Origin of the sequence: Micromonospora sp. NPDC048839 (genome assembly GCF_040649915.1) — a bacterium.
Lineage (GTDB): Bacteria > Actinomycetota > Actinomycetes > Mycobacteriales > Micromonosporaceae > Micromonospora.
Genome location: NZ_JBEZGL010000006.1, coordinates 24,052 through 43,177, shown reverse-complemented (window position 1 = coordinate 43,177; position 19,126 = coordinate 24,052). Strand labels below are relative to the sequence as shown.

The following is a 19,126-nucleotide window of genomic DNA, read 5'->3' as shown; positions in this document are numbered from 1 at the left end:
GCGCTCCCACACATTGTGCCCAGCGTCATGCCGATTCATGCAAGTCGCTCATTCGGGCAGGTTCGCCAACACCACGTCGAGCACCCGGATCGCGTCCGGCTTGGAGAGCGGATTGTTGCCGTTGCCGCACTTCGGCGACTGCACGCAGGACGGGCACCCGGTCTCGCAACCGCACTCGGCGATCGCGTCCCGGGTGGCCCGCAGCCACGCCGACGCCGTGCCGTACGCCCGCTCGGCGAACCCCGCGCCACCCGGGTGCCCGTCGTAGACGAAGACGGTCGGCGCCTCGGTGTCCGGGTGCACGGCGGTGGAGAGCCCGCCGATGTCCCATCTGTCGCAGGTGGCCATCAGCGGCAGCAGGCCGATCGCGGCGTGTTCGGCGGCGTGCAGCGCACCGGGCACGTCGGCCGGCTGGACCCCGGCGAGTGTCAACGACTGCGGCGACAGGGTGAACCAGACCGCCACCGTGCGCAGCTCCCGGGTGGGCAGGTCGAGTGGCCGGGTGTCGATCACCTCGCCGGTGGCGATCCGTCGCCGCTGGTACGACACGACCTGACTGGTCACGTCCACCTCGCCGAGGAACATGCCGACCGGCCCGGCGTCCACGTACGAGCGCACCGACACCACGGAAACGTCGGTGACGTCGCGGGCGTGGGTGGACCAGTCCGGCTCCTCGGCGTGCACAAGCGCGCAACCGTCGGCGAGGTCGAGGTCGTCGACCACGTACGAGACGCCCTGGTGCAGGTACACCGCACCGGAGTGCAGCAGGAAGTGCGAGGAACCACCGTCGACGGTGCCGAGCAGCCGGCCGGTCGACGACTCCACCACGCACACCGGGGCGCCGCCCTCACCGCGCAGGTCCACCTCGGGCCGCTCCCGGTGCCGCCAGTACCAGCCGGTGGGCCGCTGTCGCAGCGCCCCGGCGGCCACCAGTTGGTCGACGGCCTCCTTCGCCCCGTCACCGAAGAGCACCAGGTCGGCGGGGGTGAGTGGCGCCTCGACCGCGGCGCAGGCGAGTTGCGGCGCCAGCACGTACGGGTTGGCCGGGTCGAGCACCGTTGCCTCCACCGGGGCGCCGAAGATCGCCTCGGGGTGGTGCACCAGGTAGGTGTCCAGTGGGTCGTCCCGGGCCACCAGCACGGCGAGGGCCTCCTGCCCGGAACGCCCGGCGCGGCCCGCCTGCTGCCACAGCGACGCCCGGGTGCCGGGGTAGCCGCAGATCAGCACCGCGTCCAGCCCGACCAGGTCCACGCCCAGCTCCAACGCGTTGGTGGAGGCCAGGCCGAGCAGGTCGCCGTGCAGCAGGGCCCGTTCCAGCTCGCGCCGCTCCTCGCGCAGGTAGCCACCCCGGTAGGCGGCCACCCGGTCACCGAGCCCCGGCACCGCGTCGTCCAGTGCTCGACGCGCGTTGGCCGCCACCACCTCGGCGCCCTTGCGGGAGCGGACGAACGCGAGGGTGCGTACCCCCTCGGCGACCGTGTCGGCGAGCAGGTCCGCGGTCTCGCGCAGCGCCGACCGGCGGACCTGGTGGAGGTCGTCGTGCTCACCTGTCGTCTGTGGGGGCACCGGGGAGGAGGAGCCGGTGTCGGGTGGCAGCAGCGGCGGCTCCCAGAGTGCGAAGGTCACCCCGCCGCGCGGCGACGCGTCCTCGGTGACCGCCGTCACCGGCAGGCCGGTCAGCCGCCCGGCGGCGGTCGCCGGGTCGCCGGAGGTCGCCGAGGCGAGGACGAACACCGGGGTGGCCCCGAACCGGGCGCACTGCCGGCGCAGCCGACGCAGCACGTGCGCCACGTGCGAGCCGAACACCCCCCGGTAGGTGTGGCACTCGTCGATCACCACGTACGCGAGTCGGCGCAGGAAACCGGACCACTTGGCATGGCCGGGCAGGATGCCGTGGTGCAGCATGTCGGGGTTGGTCAGCACGAATCGGGAGTGCCGGCGGATCCACTCCCGCTCGGCGCGCGGCGTGTCCCCGTCGTAGCAGGCGGGGCGTACCCCTTCCAGCTCCAGTGCGGCGACGGCCCGTAGCTGGTCGGCGGCGAGCGCCTTGGTCGGCGCGAGGTAGAGCACGGTGGCCCGAGGGTCGGCGAGCAGGGTGGCCAGCGCCGGGAGTTGGTACGCCAGTGACTTGCCGGACGCGGTGCCGGTGGCGACGATCACGTGCTGACCCTCGTACGCCAGGGTGGCCGCCTCGGCCTGGTGCTGCCAGGGCGCGGTCACGCCGCGTCCGGCGAACGCCGCCCGCAGTTCCTCCGGCGCCCACGACGGCCAGGGCGCGGGCACCCCGGCGCGGGCCGGCACCCGCTCGACGTGGGTGACCGGGTCGCCGGCGCCCCGGGCGCGAAGCCGGCGCAGCAGGTCGACCGGCGCTGGCCCGAGGCCGGGACCAGCGGATACGGTGGCCGCGGACGACGACTCCAGGTCGTGGCGCGGCGTGCCGCGCGCGGAGCTGAAGTCGTCGGAGGTCACGCCCTGCACTCTCGCACTGGTGTTCGGAGATGAAAAGTCGGACACCGGGGTAAGGGGAAGCCTCCGCTGGCGTCCGCAGGCCGCCCCGGCGGTAGTGGTTAGATGCCCACGAGAGTTTACGGCTCTGGCGAGGAGGACCGATGGAGCTGTCGCTGGCGACCCGCACCGAGGGCGAGCACACGGTGCTCGAGGTCGGTGGTGAGGTGGACGTCTACACCGCGCCCCGGCTCCGTGAACGACTCCTCGAGTTGATCGATGGTGGCGCCCGGCACGTGGTGGTCGATCTCGACCGGGTGGACTTCCTCGACTCCACCGGCCTGGGTGTGCTGGTCGGCGCGCTCAAGCGGCTCCGGTCGGCCGGCGGTTCCTTCGCCCTGGTCTGTGACAAGGAGCCCCTGCTCAAGATCTTCCGGATCACCGCACTGGACCAGGTGTTCCCGTTGCACCCGACGGTCGACGCGGCGATCAGCGCCGACTCGGCGGGCGCCGGCGCGTGATGGCGACCGTCAAGCTCTCGTTCTCCCCCGCCCCGGTGCACGTGCGCACCGCCCGGCTGGTCGGCGTGGCCGTCGCGCGCCGCGCCGGGGTCCGGGAGGACCTGCTGGACGAGGTACGCCTGGCCATCGGTGAGGCGTGCACCCGCGCGGTGGCCCTGCACCGGCAGTACGGTCTGGCCGACCCGGTGCTCGTGGAGATGTCGGACGGCGGTTCGTACGCGGTGCGGGTGGTGGACCGGGCGCCGATCGAGGCGGGCATCGGCCTGACCGCGCTGCCGCCGGACGCGTTGGCCAACGAGTCGCTCACCGATGAGGCGCTGACCACCGGCGTCGGGTTCGCGCTGCTCGCCGGTTTCGTCGAGGACCTGCAGGTGCGCCCGGTCGACGACGGCATCGGCACCGAGGTGCGGATGGTGTGGCCGGTCGGCCGCTGACCCCAGTTCCGCTGCGTAGGCCGTGTCCCCTGCCGGGGATGTGGCCTTCTTCGCATGGATCGGGCCCTATATCAGATTTCGTTTCATAACACAGCGATGAAGATCATCGCGACACGGTGGCACCTGCGTGTGACCTCCGACACTGCGGAGGGCTACAGTACCCGGGTTGTCAGCAAGTGATCCATCCCGCAGCCAGCGGGTATGGGTGGTCATCGCTGGTCCGCTGGGGTTGGCGCTCGCTTGCGAATTCCGCATCCAGGCGTCGGTCGGTGCGTCTCCACTCACCGGCGCGATTGTTCGGTAACAGGAGGACACAGATGTCCGAGACCTTGGCCGCCGACGGCGGGCTTTCCCTTACCGATAGCAATGTCACCTACGTCGTCATCGCTGCGGTCGTCGCGCTGGTGGCACTCGGTTTCGCTGCCGCCCTGACGAAAACGGTGCTGGCCGCTGGTAAGGGCACCGAGAAAATGCAGGAGATCTCGGCGGCGGTCCAGGAGGGCGCCTCGGCCTACCTGCTCCGTCAATTCCGCACCCTGGCGATCTTCGTCGTCGTCGCCGTCGTGCTGCTCTTCCTGCTTCCGGTGCACGACACCGATGGCAGTGAGCTTGCGGTGAAGATCGGCCGCTCCCTCTTCTTCGTGGTGGGTGCCCTGTTCAGCGCGTTCATCGGCGGCGCCGGCATGTGGTTGGCCACCCGCGCCAACCTGCGCGTGGCCGCCGCCGCGAGGGAGCGAGCAGGTGGCCGCGAAGCCGCCATGAAGATCGCTTTCCGGACCGGCGGCGTCGTCGGCTTCCTCACCGTCGGCCTCGGCCTCTTCGGCGCCGCGCTCGTCGTCCTCGTCTACCGGGGTGACGCGCCCACCGTGCTGGAGGGCTTCGGCTTCGGTGCCGCGCTGCTCGCGATGTTCATGCGGGTCGGCGGCGGCATCTTCACCAAGGCCGCCGACGTCGGCGCCGACCTGGTCGGCAAGGTCGAGCAGGGCATCCCCGAGGACGACCCGCGCAACGCCGCCACCATCGCCGACAACGTGGGCGACAACGTCGGTGACTGCGCCGGCATGGCTGCCGACCTGTTCGAGTCGTACGCGGTGACGCTTGTCGCCGCGCTGATCCTCGGCCGCGCCGCCTTCGGCGAGCAGGGTCTGGTCTTCCCGCTGATCATCTCCACCATCGGCGTGCTGATCGCGATCGTCGGCGTCTTCATCACCCGGCTGCGCGCGTCCGACCGCAACGCCCTGACCGCGATCAACCGGGCCTTCTACCTGTCGGCGGCGCTCTCCGCGGTGCTGGTGGCGATCGCCGCCTTCGCGTACCTGCCGGCGACCTTCGGCGAGTTCGACAGCGGCCTCACCGACGCCCCGGGCAACCCGCGGCTGGTGGCCATCGGCGCGGTCGCGATCGGCATCGTGCTGGCCGCCGCGATCCAGGCGTTGACCGGCTACTTCACCGAGACCAACAGGCGGCCGGTGCAGGACATCGGCAAGAGCTCGCAGACCGGTGCGGCGACCGTGATCCTGGCCGGCATCAGCATCGGGCTGGAGTCGGCGGTCTACTCGGCGCTGCTGATCGGCGCCGGCGTCTTCGGCGCCTTCCTGCTCGGCGGCAGCTCCATCACGCTGTCGCTGTTCGCGGTGGCTCTCGCCGGCACCGGCCTGCTCACCACGGTCGGCGTGATCGTCGCGATGGACACCTTCGGGCCGATCTCCGACAACGCCCAGGGCATCGCCGAGATGTCCGGCGACATCGACGAGCACGGCGCGCGCACGCTGACCGAGTTGGACGCGGTCGGCAACACCACCAAGGCGATCACCAAGGGCATCGCGATCGCCACGGCGGTGCTCGCCGCGACCGCGCTGTTCGGCTCGTACACCGACTCGCTCAGCAGCGCGTACGCGACGGCTGGCGTGGGCGACGTCGGCAACGAGATCCTCAACGCGCTGAACGTGGCGAACCCGCGCAACCTGGTCGGCCTGATCATCGGCGCGGCGGTGGTCTTCCTCTTCTCCGGGCTGGCCATCAACGCGGTGTCCCGCTCGGCCGGTGCCGTGGTGATGGAGGTCCGCCGGCAGTTCCGTGAGCTGCCCGGCATCATGGACGGCACCCAGCGCCCGGAGTACGGCAAGGTCGTCGACATCTGCACCCGGGACGCGCAGCGCGAGCTGATGACCCCCGGCCTGCTCGCCATCCTGGCGCCGATCGCGGTCGGCTTCGGCCTCGGGCCCGGTGCGCTCGCGGCGTACCTGGCCGGTGCGATCGGTGCCGGCACCCTGATGGCGGTGTTCCTGTCCAACTCCGGTGGGGCCTGGGACAACGCCAAGAAGCTGGTCGAGGACGGCGCGTACGGCGGCAAGGGCTCCGAGGCGCACGCCGCCACGGTCATCGGTGACACCGTCGGCGACCCGTTCAAGGACACCGCCGGCCCGGCGATCAACCCGCTGATCAAGGTCATGAACCTGGTCTCGCTGCTGATCGCGCCCGCCGTGGTGGCCTGGAGCGTCGGCGACGAGCGCAACGTCGGCCTGCGGGTCGGCATCGCGCTGGTCGCGACGCTGATCATCGTGGCGTCGGTGGTGTTCAGCAAGCGCAAGGGCATCGCGATGTCCGATTCGGACGCCGATGGCAACACCGGCGCGGGCAGCAGCGATCACCGCCCGGAGACGGTCAACGCCTGATCCTGGACCGGTCCGGGGTCCCCGGTCGACGTAGCCCGTCGACCGGGGACCCCGGCCGTCCGGCCCGATGCCACACCTGGCCAAAGGCCGTACGCTGCAACGCATGCGTACGTGCCGGGCGTCTGCCGCCGGAAAGTTCACGGTGGTCCTGGCCACGATCGTCGTCCTGGCCGGCTGCGGCGGGGGCCCCAGCCCACGGGCCTGGGCGGCCTCGGTCTGCGGCGCGCTCACCCCGTGGCGCTCCGAGATCAACAAGCTGACCAGCAGCACCGACGAGCAGATGACCGCGCAGACCACGCCGGCGCAGGCCAAGGAGAACCTGGTGCGGCTCTTCGACGGGGCGGAGCGGGCCAGCGAGGCCGCCCGCCGCAAGGTGGAGAAGGCGGGCGTCCCGGAGGCCGACAACGGTGAGGCCATCTCCGCCGGTTTCCGCAGCTCACTGGGGAAGATGCGGGACGCCTACGGCCGCGCCCGGGACACCATCGACGGGTTGGGCACCGGCGAGCCGGCCGCCTTCTACGACGGCGTGCGGGCCGCCGTGGCGACCCTCAACACGGAGTACGACGCCAGCGCGCTGGACACCAGCAAGCTCAACTCCGAGGAGCTGAAAAAAGCCTTCGACGAGGTGCCGGAGTGTCACTGAGCGGGCTCGACGACACCGCGGCGGAGCCACCGGCGCTGTTCCCCGCCCCCGAGTCCGACGCGCCCGTACCCGCACCGGTGCGGCGACGCGGCGGCCCAGCCCAGTCCTCTTCGGCGCGGCAGGAGTCGATCCAGGGTGCCGAGGTGGATCGGCAACTTGTCTTCTTCGGCGCGGAGGCGGCCGAGCCGACGATCGCCGACCTGGCCGGGCTGCTCGCCGGGCCGGGCGAGGTGGTCCGCATGGGCGGCACCGCCCGGCTCTCGGTGCAGGTGGACGCCGCGTGGCGGGTGCACGTGCTCGTCGCCGAACTGGCGTCGCGGGGGCTGGCGGCGAGCTGGGAGCCGACCGAGGGTGAGCGACACGCCGTGCGCACGTCGTACACCCGGGTCTTGAAGCCGCTCGCGGCGGCCTGGCTGCACGGTACGGCGAAACGCCCGCCGGCCACCTTCCACCTGACCGGCCGGCGGCTGCGGCTGTGGCTCGCCGCGGCCGGGACGCCGGAGCCGCCCGATGGCTTCCGGTTGCGGCTCGGGGCGGACGACCGGGAGTGCTGGGAGCCGATCGGCGTGGTGCTCGCCGCGGCCGGGCTCGCTGGCACGCTGCTCAGCCCGGCTGCGGGCGGCCCGGCCTACCTGATCAGCGGCCGGCGACGGGTGGACCGGCTCGCCGAACTGGTCGGTGGCCCGCCCCCGACGGCACCCGCCACCGCCTGGCCGACCCGACCCTGAACCCCGCCTGGACGAATCACTCGTTCGGGCTTGTAACGCCCGTCACCAGTCCATGATCGACGGGATTCGGCGGCGAGGCGGGGTGTCCGGTGCCAGACAGCCGACAGGCCCATCCAGGCGGAAAACGGGCGGGTCGACCCTCGGTCGTAGGCCCGCCATCGTCACAGTGACCCTCTTCGAGCCCTACCCACGGTGTACGGTGGCGCCGTCCGGCAGTGCCGAGCGCGGCGGGGCGAGAGTTGACCGTCGCGCGGTGGCGGTTTGCCGCCCGCGAAACCCGAAACGCGTGCGGCGCGTTACGTTGGACATCCGGACCGCCGGTGCGACGGCGGGGGTCGAAGGCGGTCGCTGTCCGGGCGCTGGCAGGCCACGAGCAGGAGTGAGGTCGGGGAGAGACGTGCCGAGCAAAGCTGGAACCACCCGTCTGGTCATCGTCGAGTCACCGGCGAAGGCCAAGACGATCTCGGGCTACCTCGGCCCGGGGTACGTCGTGGAGGCCAGCTTCGGTCACGTCCGCGACCTGCCGCGAAACGCCGCCGATGTGCCGGCCAAATACAAGAAGGAGCCCTGGGCCCGGCTCGGGGTGGACGTGGACAACGGCTTCCAGGCGCTCTACGTCGTCTCCGCCGACCGCAAGCAGCAGATCAGCAAGCTGGTGAAGCTGGCCAAGGAGGTCGACGAGATCTTCCTGGCGACGGATGAGGACCGCGAGGGCGAGGCGATCGCCTGGCACCTGGTCGAGACGCTCAAGCCCAAGGTCCCGGTCAAGCGGATGGTCTTCCACGAGATCACCAAGCCGGCGATCCAGGCGGCGGTGGCCAACCCCCGGGAGATCGACCGCGATCTGGTCGACGCCCAGGAGGCGCGCCGGATCCTCGACCGGCTGTACGGCTACGAGGTCTCCCCGGTGCTGTGGAAGAAGGTCATGCCGAGGCTCTCGGCCGGCCGGGTGCAGTCCGTGGCGACCCGCATCGTGGTCGAGCGGGAACGGCAGCGGATGGCCTTCCGCACCGCCGAGTACTGGGACATCCTGGCCACCCTCGCCGTGACGAACGCCGGCGAGGGTCCGCGCGCGTTCAACGCCACCCTGATCGCCCTGAACGGCGACCGGATCGCCACCGGTAAGGACTTCGAGCCCACCACCGGTCGCGTCCGGGCCGGTGCCGGGGTCGTCCACCTCGACGAGAGCGGCGCCCGGGGTCTCGCGGCCCGCCTCGACGGGCGGCCGTTCACCGTCACCCGGGTCGAGGAGAAGCCCTACCGTCGCCGCCCCTACGCGCCGTTCATCACCTCGACCCTCCAGCAGGAGGCGGCTCGCAAGCTGCGCCTGTCCTCGCAGCAGACGATGCGCACCGCGCAGCGGCTCTACGAGAACGGCTACATCACCTATATGCGTACCGACTCGGTCAACCTGTCGGAGACCGCCATCTCGGCGGCCCGCCGGCAGATCGTCGAGCTGTACGGCGAGCGCAGCGTGCCGCCGGAGCCGCGCCGCTACACCGGCAAGGTGAAGAACGCGCAGGAGGCGCACGAGGCGATCCGCCCGGCGGGGGACAACTTCCGTACCCCGGGCGAGGTGGCCAAGGAGCTGTCCGCCGAGGAGTTCAAGCTCTACGAGCTGATCTGGCGGCGCACCATCGCCTCGCAGATGACCGACGCCGTCGGCTCCAGCGTGTCGGTGCGCATCCGGGCGGTCTCCACCTCGCAGGAGGAGGCCGACTTCGGCGCGACCGGCAAGACCATCACCGACCCGGGCTTCCTGCGGGCGTACGTGGAGTCCAGCGACGACGAGAACGCCGAGGCCGAGGACGCCGAGCGCCGGCTGCCCACCCTGGTCAAGGACCAGCCGCTGACCGCCGACGAGCTGGCCGCCCAGGGCCACCACACCCAGCCGCCGTCGCGCTACACCGAGGCGTCGCTGGTGAAAGCCCTGGAAGAGCTGGGCATCGGCCGCCCGTCCACCTACGCGTCGATCATGCAGACGATCCAGGACCGGGGGTACGTCACCAAGCGCGGGCAGGCGATGATCCCGACCTTCCTGGCGTTCGCGGTGATCGGGCTGCTGGAGCGGCACTACCCGCGCCTGATCGACTACGACTTCACCGCCACGATGGAAAACGAGCTGGACGAGATCGCCGGCGGTGACCACGCCGCTGTCGACTTCCTCACCGCGTTCTACTTCGGCAGCTCCAACGGTGCCGGTGACCAGGACATCGCCCGTTCCGGTGGGCTGAAGAAGCTGGTCACCGAAAACCTGAGCGACATCGACGCCCGCAGCGTCAACTCCATCCCGCTCTTCACCGACGACGAGGGCCGCGAGGTCGTCGTCCGGGTCGGCCGGTACGGGCCGTACCTGCAACGGGAGCTGCCCGGCGGCGAGCAGCCGGCACCGGCAGCCTCGGGCGAGGGCGAGGAGGGCGGCACCCAGGGCGGTGACCGTGCGCCGATCCCCGAGGGCCTGGCCCCGGACGAGCTGACCCCGGAGAAGGTGCACGAGCTGTTCCTCGGCGGCAGCGGCGAGCGCAAGCTCGGCGACGACCCCGGCACCGGCGAGCCGATCGTGCTCAAGTCGGGCCGGTTCGGCCCGTACGTGTCCAGCGGCGAGCGCAAGTCGTCGCTGCTGCGGACGCAGACCCCGGACTCGCTCACCCTGGAGGAGGCGCTCAAGCTGCTCAGCCTGCCCCGGCTGATCGGTGTCGCGCCGGACGGTGTCGAGGTCTTCGCCAACAACGGCCGCTACGGCCCGTACGTGAAGCGGGGCGAGGAGTTCCGCTCGCTGGAGTCCGAAGACCAGATGTTCACGGTGGGCCTGGACGAGGCGCTGGCGCTGCTGGCCGCCCCGAAGGCCCGTGGTCGGCGGGCAGCGGCGCCGCCCCTGCGGGAGATGGGCGTCGACCCGGCGACCGAGAAGCCAATGGTGATCAAGGACGGTCGGTTCGGCCCGTACGTCACCGACGGGGAGTTCAACGCGTCGCTGCGGCGCGGGCAGACTCCGGAGGCGCTGACCATCGAGGAAGCGTCCGAGATGCTGGCCGAGAAGCGGGCCAAGGGTCCGGCGCCGCGGAAGAAGGCGGCGGCGAAGAAGGCGCCCGCCAAGAAGGCCACGGCCACGAAGAAGGCCACGGCCACCAAGAAGACGGCCGCGGCCAGCAAGTCCACGGCCGCGAAGAAGACCACGACGGCCAAGGCCACCACGACGGCCAAGGCCACCACCGCGGCGAAGAAGGCCCCGGCGAAGAAGGCCGCCCCGCGCAAGGCCGCGACCAGCACCGAGTAACCCTGGATCTGCGAGATCTTGGAAGGAATGTGCCCCTGGAAGGGCCGTTTCCTTCCAAGATCTCGTCGTTGTCCACAGGGGCTGCCGTTCGGGTCGGCCATCGGGAGACTTGACGGTCATGAGTCTCCGGAGGGCGTCGTCGCCGGCTGCCTGGGCTCGCCGGCTGCCGAGCGATGACGCGGACGAGCTGAGCTGGCTGCTCTTCCACCAGGACGACGTGTTGAGCCTCGCCCAGGCGAGGCGGCACCTGTCGCCCAAGGCCATCCGGCATCGGTTGACCACCGGCAGGTGGCGACAGGTCCACCGCGCCGTGCTGGTCGCGCACAACGGACCGGTCAGCGCCGGTCAACTCCGCTGGGTGGCCGTCCTCGCCGCGGGACCGCAGGCGATCCTGGGTGGTCTGACCGCCGCACAGGCCGGAGGAGTACGAGGGTTCTCCGGCCGCCCGATCCACCTCCTGCTCCCCGCCTCCTGCCGGCGTGGGTCGCTGCCCGCCGGTGTGGTGGCGCACCGGACCACGACACTGACGGACCAGGATGTGCTGGCGGTCGGCCAACCTCGACGGACCATGCCGGCTCGCTCAATCGTCGACGCCGCCCAGTGGGCGGGCGATGACCAGCAGGCACGCGCGATCGTCGCCGCCGCATTCCAACAACGGCTCGTGGCCGCCGACGACCTGCACATGGTCGTCGAACGGCTGCCCCGGGTCCGCCGTCGCCAGCTGATCCTGGCCACGGCAGCGGACGCGGCGGGTGGGTCACACTCGTTGCCGGAGTTGGACTTCCTGAGCCTGATCCGGCGTGGAGGGCTACCCGAACCGACGCGCCAGAAGATCCGCTATGACGAGACCGGGCGACGCCGTTACCTGGACGCCTACTTCGAGCAGTGGCGGGTGCACGTCGAGATCGACGGTGGCCAACACGCCGATCCGCGCGCCTGGTGGGCGGACATGCGCCGGCAGAACGGTCTGTGGATCGAAGGCGACCGCATACTCCGGTTTCCCGCCTGGGCAATCCGCGCCAAACCAGACGAGGTCGTCACCCAACTCCGCGCGGCCCTGGCAGCCGCAGGCTGGTCGGGCTGACATTCAGAGATCTTGGAAGGAAACCGCCCCTCCCGGGGCACTTTCCTTCCAAGATCTGGGCGGGGCCGGCGGGTCCGGCGGGTCCGGCGGGGCCGGGGCCGGCGGGGCCGGGGCCGGCGGGGCCGGGGCCGGCGGGGCCGGGGCCGGCTGGGCCGGCGGGGCCGGCGGGGCCGGTCAGGCGCCGAGGACGTGGGTCAGGTGAGGGCTGGTGAAGACGCGGTTGGGGTCCAGGCGGTCGCGGATGGTCTGGAAGTCGGCGAAGCGGGGGTACGCCGTGGCCAGCGAGGCGGCGTCGCGGTAGTGCAGCTTGCCCCAGTGCGGGCGGCCACCCAGCCCGGCGGTGACCTTCTCGAAGGCCCGGAAGTACGGCTCGTACGGCATGCCGACGTACTGGTGGACGGCGATGTAGGCGTTGTCCCGCCCGTAGCCGTGCGAGAGCCAGATGTCGTCGGCGGCGGTGAATCGCACCTCCACCGGAAAGAGCACCTTGAACGGCAGTCCGTCCACGATCCGCTGGAGCGCGGCGAGTGCCTCGGGTAGCGCCTCGCGGGGCAGGCCGTACTCCATCTCCAGGAAGCGGACCCGACGCGGGGTGCAGAAGACCCGGTCGGAGCGGCCGGTGTACCGGCGTTCGGTGAGGGCGCGGGCGGAGACCGCGCTGATGCCCGGGGCCAGCGCGGGCACGGCCCGGCCGAGTCGGCAGGCGCCGGCGAAGACCCTGTTGGCCAGGAAGTCGTCGTCCAGCCAGCCGCGCCAGCGGGGCAGTGGCCGGTCGTTGGCCGGTACCCGGTCGTTGGTCTTGACCTGTACTCGCGAGGTGTAGGGGAACCAGTAGAACTCGACGTGGTCGTGCGAGCCGATCAACGCGGGCAGGTCGCCGAGGACGTCGGCCAGTTCGGCGGGACGTTCGTGGGCGTGCAGCACGAAGGCGTCCACGCAGCGCAGGGTCACCTCGACCAGGACGCCGAGCGCGCCGAGTGACACCCGGGCGGCGGCGAGCACGTCGGGATGCTCGTCGGCGGAGCAGCGCAGCACCTCACCGGTGCCGGTGACCAGGGTGATCGCCTCCACGAAGGTGGACAGGCAGCCGTAGCCGGCTCCGGTGCCGTGGGTGCCCGTGGAGATCGCCCCGGCCACTGTCTGCGCGTCGATGTCGCCGAGGTTGGGCAGCGCGAGGCCGTGCCGGGCGAGCAGGCCGTTGAGTGCGTGCAGGGTCATTCCCGCCGGGACGGTGACCAGTCGGTGCGCGACGTCGACGCTGACGATGGTGTCCAGCTCGGACAGTTCCATCCGGCGGTCGTCGGCGAGCGCGACGGCGGTGAACGAGTGGCCGCTGCCGGTCACGCGGATCCGGGCACCGTCGGCCGCGGCCGATCGGACGGCTTCTGCGACAGCTGTCGGCGAGCCGGGGCGCAGGATCGCGGTGGCGCTGCCACGCTGGTTGCCGGCCCAGTTGGACCAGTCAGCGGCGAGCGGTGCGGTGACGACCATGCGCACTCCTCATTCATGAATATGAACTGACTTCATATCAGGAACGTTGTGCCTGGTAAATACCGCAATTGCGATCCGCTCGTTGTACCGGTAGTCACGGACTCGTGACGTGGAGATATGTTCATCCGTCGAAGGGGGGTGGCGCCGAGTGTCCACACCAGCCGCCACGACCGGGCCGCTGCGCCGCGTTCCGGTGCAGGGTCGAAGTGTCGCGCGGGTCCAGCGCATGTTGGATGCCTGCGCCGAGCTCGTCGACGAGGTGGGGTACGAGGGGCTGACCACGACCCTGCTCGCCGAGCGCGCCGAAGTGGCGATCGGGTCGGTCTACCAGTTCTTCCCGGACAAACGGGCGATCGTGCAGGCGCTGACCCTGCGGACGATGGAGTCCTATCTCCAACGCCTCGACGAGCGGTTCGCCTCCGACAAGATGACCCACTGGTGGGATGGCGTCGACGCGGGGATCGACGAATACATCACGATGCACCGCACCGTCCCCGGCTTCCGTACCCTGCACTTCGGCGACGTGGTCGACCTGCACCTGCTCGACGAGCAGCGGGACAACAACGGCGTGATCGCCGACCAGTTGGCCCAGGTGCTGACCGAGCGTTTCGGGCTCACCGACGTACCGAAGCTCCGTTTCGTCCTGGAGATCGCGGTCGAGGCGGCGGACGCGCTGATCAAGCTCGCGTTCCGACGCAAGTCCGACGGTGACGAGCGGGTGCTGCTGGAGGCGAAGGCACTGATCCGGGAGTACCTGCACCGCCAGGTCGACGGCCCGGACAGTGACCGGTCCACCGTCGGGCAGGCCGAGGCGGCCCAGCCGGCCTGAGTCGGCGCGCGCCTCAGAGGAAGGCCTGCCCCTCACCCCGGTAGGTGGGTACGGTCGCCGCGACCACGTCCCCCTCGACCAGGTGCAGCTCGTTGACCCGTTCGCACAGCTCGCCAGCCTTGGCGTGCCGGAACCACACCCGGTCGCCGACCCGCAGGGTGGCCGCCGCCGCGCCGGACAGCGGAGTCTGCACCTCACCGGCACCCTCGGTGCCGACCAGCTTGAGCCCGGCCGGCAGCCACGGCCGCGGCAGTCGGCTGTCGGCAGCCGGGCCGGAGGCGATCCAACCGCCGCCGAGCACGGTGGCCAGTTCCGGCGTCGGCCGGCGGACCACCGCACAGGCGAAGAAGGCCGCCGGGGTGGGCCGCCAGGCGCGGTACGCGTCGAACAGTGTCGGCCCGTACAGGCCCGATCCCGCGGTGACCTCGGTGACCGCGGGATCGGCGCTGGTCGCGGCCACGCTGCCGGTGCCGCCGCCGTTGACGAATTCCAGGTCGGCGTGCTCGCGTACCGCGGCCACCGCCGCGCCCCGGCGGGCCAGCAACTCGCGGTAGGACCCGCGCTGGGCCAGCCTGATCGCGCCCGCCAGCAGCGTCTTCCCCGGCGGCGCGTCGCCCAGGCCGGCGATCTGCGCCTCGTACGACATGAGCCCGACCAGCCGGAAGCCGGCCCGGTCGGCGACGGTGGCGGCGAGCGCGCCGGCCGCCCGGGCGCTGTGCACGGGGGAGCGGCGGACGCCGACATGCACCCCGCGCAGCGGTCGCCAGGAGGCGTCCAGGTCCAGACAGAGCCGCAGCTCGGCGCGCTGCCCCGGGGCGCGGACGTCGTCGATGAGGTCGAGCTGCCCGGTGCCGTCGATCATCAAGGTGATCGCTGCGGCGAGTGTCGGGTCGGCGGCCAGCTCGGCGAGTGCGGCCCGGTCCACGCTCGGGTACGCGACAAGCACGTCGTCGCTCACTCCGGCCCGGACCAGCCAGATCGCCTCGGGCAGGGTGAACGCCATCACGCCCTGCCAACCCGGTCGGGCGAGGGCTCGGCTGATCAACTCGCGGGCGCGTACCGACTTGCTCGCCAGTCGGACCGGTTTGCCTGCGGCGCGAGCGGCCAGAGCGACCGAGTTGGCGTCGAAGGCGGTGATGTCGACCACGGCGTAGGGCGGGTCGAGGTGGGCGGTCGCCCGATCCAGGCGCTCGCGAAGTTTGTCGCTTTCGATGGCCACGTGTGCACGCTAACTGTCCGGCGGTAAATGCGAAATACCCTCGCGTACGTCCGGGCTGCGGCCGGTGCCTCCGGCGGCCTAGGCTCAGCGAGCAGGAGAATGTCATCGGTGGGGCCGCCCCCCACCCGGTCTAGAGTGTTCCACCGGAGGCGCCCAGCGATGGGCCGGCACGTGGAGGTACGGCCATCGAAAGCCAGAACGGCGGCGAGTCGCACGGCGTGTCGCGCTCGGAAGAGCAGTCGGAGAACGCCGCCAACCAGTCCAGCTCCGGCCAGGTCGATCCGTCCGGTTACGCAGCGATCCGCTCGGTACTGCGGATCAGGCCGTTCCGGCGGCTCTGGATCGTGCTCGGCGCCGCCTCCTTCGGCGACTGGCTCGGCCTGCTGGCCACGTCGGTCTTCGCCGCGTCCCAGGTCCAGGGCAGCACAGCCAAGGGTGCCGCCTTCGGTGTCGTCATCGCGATCCGCCTGCTCCCCGCGCTGGTTCTCGGGCCGATCGCGGGCGTGCTGGCCGACCGGTTCGACAGGCGCTGGACGATGGTCATCTGCGACCTGCTCCGCTTCGTGCTCTTCGCCTCGATCCCGATCGTGGCGCTGGCCGGCGCCAACGGTGGCCTCGTGGTCCTGTGGGCGACCGTCGCCACCTTCCTGATCGAGTCGATCACCCTGATCTGGATCCCGGCCAAGGAGGCCGCGGTTCCCAACCTGATCCCGCGCGCCCGGCTGGAGGCGGCCAACCAGCTCACGCTGATCACCACATACGGCCTCACCCCGATCCTCGCGGCGCTGGTGGCCGCGGCGCTCGACCGCAGCGTCCGGGCGCTCGTCCCCGGCGGCGACCTCGGTTGGGCGGAGCCCGCCCAACTCGCGCTCTGGGTCAACTCCTTCTCCCGGCTGGCCACCGCCCTCGTGGTGGCGTTCGGGATCAAGGAGATCAGCCAGGCGCAACGCGGTGAGGCCGAGCGTGCCGAAAAGAGCATGTTCCGGCAGTTCGCCGAGGGCTGGAAGTACATCGGCCAGACCCGGCTCGTCCGTGGCCTGGTGCTCGGCATCTTCGGCGCGTTCGCCGGCGGCGGCATCGTGATCGGCACTGCCAAGTTCTTCGCCGCCTCGCTCGGCGCCGGCGACGCCGCCTTCTTCCTGCTCTTCGGCGCCATCTTCATCGGCCTGGCTCTCGGCATCGGCCTCGGCCCGATGGTCGTCAAGGAGATGTCCCGGCGGCGGTGGTTCGGCATGAGCATCGTGCTGGCCAGCGCCGCCGTGATGACCCTCGCCTTCGCCATCCACCTGTCCATGGCGATCGTCGGCGCGGTACTTGTCGGTACCGGTGCCGGCATGGCCTTCCTGGCCGGCACCACCCTGCTCGGCGGCGAGATCAAGGACGAGGTGCGCGGCCGGGTCTTCGCCGTGGTGCAGATCGGCACCCGGCTGGTGCTGATCCTGGCCATCGGGCTGAGCAGCCTGCTGGTCGGCGTCGGCGGCTCCCGCAAGCTGACGATCGCCGACCTAGGCATTTCCGTGTCGTCGACCCGTCTGCTGCTGCTCGCCGCCGGTGCCGCAGGCATCTTCGCCGGAATCAGCGCCTTCGGCCAGATGGACGACAAGAAGGGCGTGCCGGTCCTCGCCGACCTCTGGGGATCCATTCGGGGTCGTCCGCTGATGCCGGCCGAGCCGTTCGTCTCCGCCGGGCTCTTCGTGGTCTTCGAGGGCGGCGAGGGCGCGGGCAAGTCCACCCAGCTCACCGCGCTCGCCGAGCGGCTGCGCGGCCACGGACGGGAGGTCGTGGTCACCCGCGAGCCGGGGGCGACAGGCGTCGGTCGACGGATCCGGTCGCTCGTGCTGGACACCTCCGGCGACGACGCGCCGTCACCGCGCGCCGAGGCGCTGCTCTACGCCGCCGACCGGGCACACCACGTGGCCACCGTCGTCCGGCCCGCGCTGGTCCGCGGTGGCGTGGTGATCAGCGACAGGTACGTCGACTCGTCGCTGGCGTACCAGGGCGCCGGCCGGACACTCCCGGTCGACGAGGTGTCCTGGCTCTCCTCGTGGGCCACCGGCGGGCTCAAGCCCGACCTGGTGGTGCTGCTGGACGTCGAGCCGAAGACCGGCCTGTCCCGGGTGGTCTCACGCAACACCGGCACCGACCGGCTGGAGGCCGAGTCGATCGCCTTCCACGAGCGGGTCCGGTACGCCTTCCTCGACCTTGCCGCCGCCGACCCGAAGCGCTACCTGGTGCTCGACGCGTCCCGGTCGGTCGAGGAGATCAACCGGCAGGTGGTCCGCCGGGTCGAGGAGATGCTCGGCAAGCCGGGCGGCGTCGTGCACCCCCGGCCGGCGCAGGGCCCGGACACGTCGGTGCAGCCCGAGTTATCCGACGCGGAGTTGGTAACGATGGAGCACAAGACCTGATGCCGGACGTCTTCGCCGACCTGGTCGGTCAGGACGAGGCGGTCGTCGACCTGCGCCGGGCCGCCGCCGCCGCGGCTGCCGTGCTGCGCGCCGGCGCGGCCGACCGGGCACCCGCGCTGCTCACCGCCGGTGCCGCCGAGACGGCGGGTGCCGCCGAGTCCGCCGGCCCGGCCGGTGCCGCCGAACCCGGCGGGGTGGACCCGTCGGCCGGGATGACGCACGCCTGGATCTTCACCGGCCCGCCCGGCTCCGGTCGCTCGGTCGCCGCGCGGGCGTTCGCCGCCGCACTCCAGTGCGTACACGGCACCGGCTGCGGCGAGTGCCCCGGCTGTCACACCACGATGGGCGGCACGCACGCCGACGTCCGGCTCGTGGTGCCGGAAGGGCTGTCCATCAGCGTCAACGAGATGCGCGCACTGGTGCTCCGGGCGGCCAGCACCCCGTCCGGCGGGCGCTGGCAGGTGGTGGTCATCGAGGACGCCGACCGGCTCACCGAGGCCGCCGGCAACGCGCTGCTCAAGGCGATCGAGGAGCCTCCGCCGCGTACGGTCTTCCTGCTCTGCGCCCCGTCCACCCACCCGGACGACATCTCCGTGACCATCCGGTCCCGCTGTCGGGTCGTACCCCTGCGGCAGCCGCCGGCCGACGCGGTGGCCGAGGTGCTGGCCCGTCGGGACGGGATCGCGCCCGACGTGGCGCGGTGGGCGGCGGCGGCCGCGCAGGGGCACGTGGGTCGGGCCCGCAGGCTGGCCCGCGACCCGGAGGCCCGCAAGCGGCGGGAGGCGGTGCTCGCGGTGCCGCGCCGGTTGACGGGCGTCGGCGCGGCGTTCGACGCGGCGTCGGCGCTGATCGAGGCGGCCGAGGCGGAAGCCGAGGCGTCGGTCACCGCGGCCGACGCGACCGAGCGGGCGGCGCTGGAGACCGCGCTCGGCGCGGGCGGCACCGGTCGGGGCGCGGCCGGCGCGATCCGCGGCGCCGCCGGGCAGCTCAAGGAGCTGGAGAAGCGGCAGAAGTCTCGCGCCACCCGCGCCCAGCGGGACGCACTGGACCGAGCGCTCGTCGACCTGGCCGGCTTCTACCGGGACGCGCTCACCATGGCGTTGCGCGCGCCTGTCGCCCCGGTGCACACCGACACCGCCGCACTGGCCGGCGCCGGCGCGCAGAAGTGGGACGCCGAGGGGTCGCTGCGCCGGCTGGAAGCCGTGCTGGCCTGCCGGGCGGCGATCGAGACGAACGTCAAGCCGCGGATCGCGGTCGAGGCGATGATGCTCGCCCTCTGGAAGGGCTGAACCGCAGCTTCCGGCGTTGTCCACAGGCATCGACAGGCCCGATTGCGGTGCGGTACGGTCCGGTGTGCCGAGGTGACGGCGGC

The 19,126-nt window shown here is 71.8% G+C and carries 13 protein-coding genes; 10 read left to right on the top strand and 3 right to left on the bottom strand.

The annotated features are described in order from the left end of the window. Nucleotides 1–48 precede the first annotated feature (48 nt). Nucleotides 49–2,469: a DEAD/DEAH box helicase gene (locus tag AB0C25_RS13385; protein ID WP_357372826.1), complete on the bottom strand. Its 2,421-nt coding sequence runs from the start codon at nucleotides 2,467–2,469 to the stop codon at nucleotides 49–51. Between the two features lie 140 nt (nucleotides 2,470–2,609). On the opposite strand from AB0C25_RS13385, the gene AB0C25_RS13380 reads away from it, so the two are divergent. From AB0C25_RS13380 to AB0C25_RS13350, 7 genes are all read left to right on the top strand, one after another. Next, nucleotides 2,610–2,966 carry an STAS domain-containing protein gene (locus AB0C25_RS13380; RefSeq protein WP_357251696.1) on the top strand — a complete coding sequence of 119 codons (357 nt, stop codon included), beginning with the start codon at nucleotides 2,610–2,612 and terminating at the stop codon, nucleotides 2,964–2,966. After that, nucleotides 2,963–3,400: an ATP-binding protein gene (locus tag AB0C25_RS13375; protein WP_357372824.1), complete on the top strand. Its 438-nt coding sequence runs from the start codon at nucleotides 2,963–2,965 to the stop codon at nucleotides 3,398–3,400. Before AB0C25_RS13380 ends, AB0C25_RS13375 begins: the two co-directional genes overlap by 4 nt. A gap of 317 nt (nucleotides 3,401–3,717) precedes the next feature. Further along, a complete protein-coding gene (locus tag AB0C25_RS13370) occupies nucleotides 3,718–6,075 on the top strand; it encodes a sodium-translocating pyrophosphatase (protein ID WP_357372822.1) in 2,358 nt (785 codons plus the stop codon). 103 nt (nucleotides 6,076–6,178) lie between these two features. Further along, nucleotides 6,179–6,718 carry a hypothetical protein gene (locus tag AB0C25_RS13365; RefSeq protein WP_357372821.1) on the top strand — a complete coding sequence of 180 codons (540 nt, stop codon included), beginning with the start codon at nucleotides 6,179–6,181 and terminating at the stop codon, nucleotides 6,716–6,718. Next, the gene (locus tag AB0C25_RS13360; RefSeq protein WP_357372819.1) at nucleotides 6,709–7,446 is read left to right on the top strand and encodes a hypothetical protein; all 738 of its coding nucleotides are present in this window, start codon (nucleotides 6,709–6,711) and stop codon (nucleotides 7,444–7,446) included. Before AB0C25_RS13365 ends, AB0C25_RS13360 begins: the two co-directional genes overlap by 10 nt. 397 nt (nucleotides 7,447–7,843) lie before the next feature. Beyond that, entirely contained in the window at nucleotides 7,844–10,723 is a 2,880-nt protein-coding gene (topA, locus tag AB0C25_RS13355) for a type I DNA topoisomerase (protein ID WP_357372817.1), read from the top strand. Between the two features lie 118 nt (nucleotides 10,724–10,841). Further along, entirely contained in the window at nucleotides 10,842–11,807 is a 966-nt protein-coding gene (locus tag AB0C25_RS13350; protein ID WP_357372815.1) for a DUF559 domain-containing protein, read from the top strand. 174 nt (nucleotides 11,808–11,981) lie between these two features. Here the strand turns inward: AB0C25_RS13350 and AB0C25_RS13345 are convergent, their stop codons facing one another. Then, nucleotides 11,982–13,298: a D-arabinono-1,4-lactone oxidase gene (locus tag AB0C25_RS13345; RefSeq protein ID WP_357372813.1), complete on the bottom strand. Its 1,317-nt coding sequence runs from the start codon at nucleotides 13,296–13,298 to the stop codon at nucleotides 11,982–11,984. 226 nt (nucleotides 13,299–13,524) lie between these two features. Between AB0C25_RS13345 and AB0C25_RS13340 the strand changes: the two genes are divergently transcribed. Next, nucleotides 13,525–14,127, top strand: coding sequence for a TetR/AcrR family transcriptional regulator (locus AB0C25_RS13340; RefSeq protein ID WP_357373354.1), 603 nt, complete (start codon nucleotides 13,525–13,527; stop codon nucleotides 14,125–14,127). Nucleotides 14,128–14,140: 13 nt separating this feature from the next. On the opposite strand, the gene AB0C25_RS13335 is transcribed toward AB0C25_RS13340, so the two are convergent. Further along, complete coding sequence (locus AB0C25_RS13335) at nucleotides 14,141–15,346, bottom strand: amino acid deaminase/aldolase (RefSeq protein WP_357372811.1); 1,206 nt, start codon at nucleotides 15,344–15,346, stop codon at nucleotides 14,141–14,143. A 344-nt stretch (nucleotides 15,347–15,690) separates the two neighbouring features. Here AB0C25_RS13335 and tmk point away from each other — a divergent pair, with 344 nt between their 5' ends. Then, nucleotides 15,691–17,754 (top strand): dTMP kinase, encoded by a 2,064-nt coding sequence (tmk, locus tag AB0C25_RS13330; RefSeq protein WP_357373352.1) that lies wholly within the window; start codon nucleotides 15,691–15,693, stop codon nucleotides 17,752–17,754. Beyond that, nucleotides 17,754–19,043, top strand: coding sequence for a DNA polymerase III subunit delta' (locus tag AB0C25_RS13325; protein ID WP_357372809.1), 1,290 nt, complete (start codon nucleotides 17,754–17,756; stop codon nucleotides 19,041–19,043). Before tmk ends, AB0C25_RS13325 begins: the two co-directional genes overlap by 1 nt. Nucleotides 19,044–19,126 lie beyond the last annotated feature (83 nt).